The sequence below is a fragment of the Actinomadura sp. BRA 177 genome (assembly GCF_013372625.1).
In the GTDB taxonomy this organism is placed as follows: domain Bacteria; phylum Actinomycetota; class Actinomycetes; order Streptosporangiales; family Streptosporangiaceae; genus Spirillospora.
On record NZ_JABXFD010000125.1, the window covers coordinates 1 to 5,809 of the forward strand.

Genomic DNA, 5,809 nt, shown 5'->3' on the forward strand with positions numbered 1-5,809 from the left:
CCCAACGCGAGCACCGCGACGGCGCAGACGGCCAGAACGCTCGAACGGGTCACGAAGACCTCCCGCTGATCTGTGGCGAAAGCGGCAGTGTATTCCGGTTGCTACCTGCGGGGTACGGGCCGGTTCGCCCCTCGGGGTGACGCGGCCGGGGCCGCCGGCTGCCTATAACGGAGGCATGACCACCCCACGGCTGCCCCGCGAGGACCTCACGGCGGCGATGGCGGCCCGCCGCGAGCTCGGGCCCGACTACGACGACGCCTTCATCGAGACGGTCGTGGACCGCATCGAGGAGGCCCTCGGCGCCCGCACCGCCGCCGCGCCGCGGCCCCGGCACCGTCCGGCACCGGAACCGCAACGCGGCGGCGAGCACGATCACAGCCTGGCCATGGCGGTGCTGTCGCTGCTCGCCGCGATCCCGCTGAGCGCGATCGCCGTCGTCAACGCCGGCCTGCCCGGCCTGCTGATCACCATCGCCGGCATCGTCCTGGTGAACCTCACCTACACCTTCCGGCCCCGCTGACCGGCCCTACTTGCCGGGCTCCGGGTCGCGGGGGAGGCCGAGGAGGCGCTCGCCGATGATGTTCAGCTGGACCTCCGTCGTGCCGCCGTAGATGGTCATCGCGCGGCTGAACAGCATGGCGCGGGCGACGATGCCGCTCTCGGTCATGGGGACCTCGGTGGCGGCGGCCGTGCCCTGCGCGCCCCAGCAGTAGTCGGCCACGTCCTGGTTGAACTGGACGCCGAGGAGCTTGCGGACGCTGGCCTCCGCGCCCGGCTCCACGCCGTTCAGCTGCTTCAGGGTGGTGCGCAGGCCCAGCAGGTCGATGGACTGGCCCTGCGCGATCAGCTTGCCGACCTCGGCGGTGACGACGGCGTCCAGCTCCCGGCCCTTGAAGAAGTTCAGCAGCTCGGGGACGCCCATGCCGAGGCCGCCGCCGGTCGACAGCGACACGCGCTCGTTGGAGAGGGTGTTGCGCGCGACCTGCCAGCCGCGGTTCACCTCGCCGACGACCTGCTCGTCCGGGACGAAGACGCCGTCCAGGAACACCTCGTTGAACAGCGCCTCGCCGGTCAGCTCGCGCAGCGGGCGGACGTCCACGCCGTCGGCCTTCATGTCGACGAGGAAGTAGGTGATGCCGTCGTGCTTGGCCGCGTCGAAGTCGGTGCGGGCGATGCAGAAGCCCCACTGGGCGTGCTGCGCCAGGGACGTCCAGATCTTCTGGCCGGTCAGCTTCCAGCCGCCCTCGACCCGCTCCGCCTTCATCGACAGGGAGGCGAGGTCGGACCCGGCGCCCGGCTCGGAGAACAGCTGGCACCAGACGATCTTGCCCTGGAGCGTCGGGCGCAGGAAGCGCTCCTTCTGCTCGTCCGACGCGTACCGGACGAGGGACGGCACCAGCCACGCGCCGATGCCCAGGTTCGGGGCCTTGACCTTGGCGGCCCGCAGCTCCTGCTGGATGAGGATCTGCTCGACCGGCCCGGACTCGCGGCCCCACGGCTTCGGGAAGTGCGGGACGGTCCAGCCCTCGTCGCCCATCCGCTCGGCCAGGGCGTTCTTGTCATCGACCGCGGCCAGCTCGGCGATCTCGGCGCGGATCCGCTCGCGCAGCGGCTGCGCGTCCGCGTCGAGTTCGAGGACGACCTCGCGGCGGCCCTCGCCCAGTGCCTCCGCCGCGACCTTGGCGGCCCAGTCCTTGGACGGGCCGAGCAGCGACCGCAGGGTGAGCGCGCGGCGCAGGTAGACGTGCGCGTCGTGCTCCCAGGTGAAGCCGATGCCGCCGAGGATCTGGATGGCGTCGCGAGCGGTCTGCACGCCGGCGTCGAGCGCGATGACGGCGGAGACCGCGGCGGCGAACCCGGCCTCCTCGGTGCCCTCGTCCATGGCGCGGGCGGCGTCCCACGCGGCGGCGCGGGCCTGCTCCAGCGCGATCAGGCTGCGGGCGGCCTTGTGCTTGACGCCCTGGAACTGGCCGATCGGGCGGCCGAACTGCTCGCGGACCTTGGCGTACTCGGCCGCGGTCTCGACCAGCCACCCGGCGAGGCCGGCGGCCTCCGCGCCGAACAGCGCGGCGGCGAGGTCGGCGACCCGGCCGGTGGTGAGGCCGTCCACGACGCGGTCGGCGGCGACGGCCACGTCGGACGCCCCGACGGCGGCGACGCGGCGGACCCGGTCCAGGCTCGCGACCGGGGTGACGGTCAGGTCGGCGGCGTCGACCGCGACCCACTGCTCCCCGTCGCCGTCCGCGACCGGCAGGACGACCACGTCGGCGAGCGCGGCGCCGAGCACCGTCCCGGACGTGCCGGACACGACCAGCGAGTCGCCGTCGCGGCGGCCGGTCAGCGCGCCGTCCAGCGCGACGGCGGCGGTCTTCGACCCGTCGGCGAGCGCGGGCAGCAGCTCCGCGCGCAGCTTGGCGTTGCTGGACGCGTCGATGACCGCGCTCGCGAGGACGGTCGGCAGGAACGGGCCGGGCGCGGCGGCGCGGCCCAGTTCCTCCAGCACGACCGACAGCTCCAGCAGCCCGAAGCCCTGCCCGCCGTGCTCCTCGTCCAGGTGCAGGCCCAGCAGGCCCTGCTCCGCCAGGGCGGGCCAGAACCCGGGCCTGGCCTCCGCGTCGGCGTCCAGCACGGCCCGGACGGCCGTCGCCGGGATGTTGCGCTCGGCGAAGCCGCGCACCGATTCGGCGAGCGCCTCGTGCTCCTCGGTCAGCCCGATGGCCATGCGTAACCCTCTCTCAGACCTTTTGACCGAGATTCTAGAACAGGATTCGGGTGCGAGGCGAGTGGCGCGGGTCTCAGCTGTCGCGTGTCGCGGCCGCGTCCGGCTCGTCCGAGCCGACCTCGGCCAGCGGCTCGCGCAGCCCCTTGTCCGACGGCTTGCGCGCGGCGGCGAGGCTCGCCACGGTCGTGGCCGTCAGGGTCCCGGCGATGACCGCGAGGGACAGCCAGATCGGGATCTCCGGCGCCCAGGCCACACCGTACTCGTGCAGCGCGTGGAAGATCAGCTTGACCCCGATGAAGCCGAGGATGAACGCCAGCCCGTGCGCCAGGTAGACCAGCCGGTCAGTCAGGCCGCCGATTAGGAAGTACAGCTGGACCAGGCCCATCAGCGCGAACGCGTTGGCCGTGAACACCAGGTACGGCTCGGTGGTCAGCCCGAAGATCGCCGGGATGGAGTCCAGCGCGAACAGCACGTCGGTGGAGCCGATCGCGATCATGACGATGGCCATCGGCGTCATCAGCCGGCGGCCGTCCACCCGGGTGACGAAGCGGCTGCCCGCGTACTCGTCCGAGGTGGGGATGACGCGCTTGGACCAGCGCAGCAGCCGGTTCTCCTTGAACTCGTCCTCGTCGCCGCCGCGCACCAGCCCGATCGCGGTCCACAGCAGGAACGCGCCGAAGAGGAAGAAGACCCACGTGAAGGTCGAGATCGCTGCGGCGCCGACCGCGATGAAGATGCCGCGCAGCAGCAGCGCGATCACGATGCCCGCCATCAGCACGGTGTGCTGCGCCTGCTTCGGCACCGCGAACCGGGTGAGGATCACCATGAAGACGAAGAGGTTGTCGACGCTCAGGCTCTTCTCGGTGACGAACCCGCCGAAGTACTCGCCGGCGTACCGGCCGCCGGCGAACAGCCAGACGCCGATGCCGAACAGCACGGCGAGGCCGATGTAGATCGAGGACCAGAACGCCGCCCTGCGGGTGGTGAACTCCCGCGTGTCGTTGCGGTGGATCAGGAACAGGTCGGCGGCGATGACGGCGAGGATGCCTGCGATGGTCAGGCCCCACACCAGGGGTGAAACGGTCAACGTGAACACCTCCAGCGGACACGAACGAGCGCTGGAGGTCTCTCCCGCCCTGAGAAGGATGTGCGGGCCGCGGAACCCGGGCCGGCATGGGCCGACCGTATTGACGAGAACCGCGCGCGGGGATACTCCCCTCCAATTGCCTACTTCAACGCAGGTCGTCGCGGCGGCGTTCCCGGGTGCGCCGAAAATTCCCGGGCACGTTCCGAACCATGTCCCCGGTTAGCGCGTCTAACTCCGCGTCCAGGCTCAGCGGCGGGTGTCGGCCAGTTCCCGGTAGACGCTCGCGAGCTGGTCGACGGCGTCGTCCTCCCCTGGCAGCAGCGCCGAGCGCTCGGCGGCGGCCGAGGCGAGCCGCGCGGCGAGCGACGGGTCGGTACGCGTTGGGTGTCAGCGCCGCGCACGGCGAGGCCTCCGGCCGTCGCCACCCCAGTCCGCGGGAGCGCCAGGGCTGCAGGAGCGACAGCGAGGAAGGCGGCCGCGGCCCGCGGCAGCGCCGTGGGGCGGGGCGCCCCGGGCCGCGGGCCTGGACCGAGCTCAAGTCCGGTACCTGACCCTTAGCGGGGCGGGCTTGCTTGCCCTTATTTATCTACCGTTCTCGCCGTATCTGGAATCGTTACCTTGCGCCTCCCAAGGCCCGTCGCTGCCGCGCGGGCCAACGCTCGCCAAGGAACTGCAGATGCCTAACAGCACGCCCGTCACGGATACGCCTCAAAACGATCGACCGCCCAATGTCTATGAACTGCTGACCCAAATGACCGCCGGCCCCACCAGCCGGGAAGTGGCCAGTGCCACGTTGCGCAACGCCCTGCGCGAGCAGTACCCCACGGTGGACATCAACCCGGACCTGGCCATGGTCTGTACACCGCGCTGGCAAATCGTTGACGATAAAATCGTTTCGCTGGATGGTTTTTTCGAACCGCTCACTTCCGTCCTCGCACGCCAGGCCATATCGCCCGACCCTGTCATCTATATCGACGGCGAGCATTACCTTTCACTCCAACCCAGTGCCAGCAATGACGTGCACCTGCCGGTGAAGATCGATGCCGTGGGGCGCTTGATCAATGAGCTGTCGCCGCTGCTGTTCACTGCGTTTCAGGAACAGCAGCTCGATTACTGGAACCAATCGAACGGCAGCAGCGGCCCGCGCTGGCAAGTGTTCGCCAACTCACTGTGCAAGGTATGGAACGTGAGCACGGTGGAAGGCTGGGATGCCGATGACTGTGCCATGGCCCGCATGCTGTTTCACTCCCCCCAACAGGAAAACCGCAGCCTCAAGAACCCGTACAAAAGCAGGGCCTATCTGATTGATGTCGATATTCTGCGCAATGGCCAGACCCACCATGCCGGCGTACTGGACAAGGCGGTATTGATCGGCGAGCACGGAAAAACAACCCGGATCCTCACCTACTCGCTGGTCAGCGGCTACGAGAAATTTGACTCATTGCAAGCGCTTGGCGAAAACCTGGCGACCCAAGTGACCGGCGCGCAACAGGATATAGCGCTGCAATGGCGCCTGTCTGAACCGACCGGCAACTTTTTCGACAGCCTGGCCTGTGCCCTGATCGCCATGCAAATCGACACCCTCGGCCAGTTAGGCGCGGCCCAAGACCGCGAGCCACACAGCCAACCCAGCGCCCCCATAAGCCTCACCCGCGCAGTACCCAGCATAGAAGAGCTGAGCGCCCACTCCATGTCGAGCATTCGCCAGATTCAACAGCGCATACCCGACTGGCTGGCCAACGCCAGCGACACCGATGCCGCTGCCTATGGCCGCTACCTCATCAACCTGGCGCAGGTGCATACGCACAACCAAGGCCGCTCGTTCCTGGACGGTATTGCACCGATACGCGACGGCGGCCGCACACAAGCACAGGACCGACGCAGAGGCCGTATACGCGGCACCAGTAGCAAGCCTGACAAGGTCGAGGTGGTCAGCCGCAGCCCTGTCATCTGGGGGACGTGCAGGGTACCCGGGCAGGTCGACATCACGGGACGCCGCC

4 protein-coding genes are annotated in these 5,809 nt (G+C 69.4%); 2 read left to right on the forward strand and 2 right to left on the reverse strand.

Going from position 1 to position 5,809, the window contains the following annotated elements:
- The first annotated feature begins 175 nt into the window (after window positions 1–175).
- On the forward strand, window positions 176–520 hold the full coding sequence (locus HUX53_RS03480) for a hypothetical protein (protein ID WP_176401723.1): 345 nt from the start codon (window positions 176–178) through the stop codon (window positions 518–520).
- Between the two features lie 6 nt (window positions 521–526).
- On the opposite strand, the gene HUX53_RS03485 is transcribed toward HUX53_RS03480, so the two are convergent.
- Both HUX53_RS03485 and HUX53_RS03490 read right to left on the reverse strand, forming a co-directional pair.
- Window positions 527–2,722: an acyl-CoA dehydrogenase gene (locus tag HUX53_RS03485; protein WP_176401724.1), complete on the reverse strand. Its 2,196-nt coding sequence runs from the start codon at window positions 2,720–2,722 to the stop codon at window positions 527–529.
- 73 nt (window positions 2,723–2,795) lie between these two features.
- The gene (locus tag HUX53_RS03490; RefSeq protein ID WP_176401725.1) at window positions 2,796–3,809 is read right to left on the reverse strand and encodes a TerC family protein; all 1,014 of its coding nucleotides are present in this window, start codon (window positions 3,807–3,809) and stop codon (window positions 2,796–2,798) included.
- A gap of 676 nt (window positions 3,810–4,485) precedes the next feature.
- On the opposite strand from HUX53_RS03490, the gene HUX53_RS03495 reads away from it, so the two are divergent.
- The coding region (locus HUX53_RS03495; protein ID WP_217919037.1) for a hypothetical protein at window positions 4,486–5,809 on the forward strand (1,324 nt) is incomplete at its 3' end.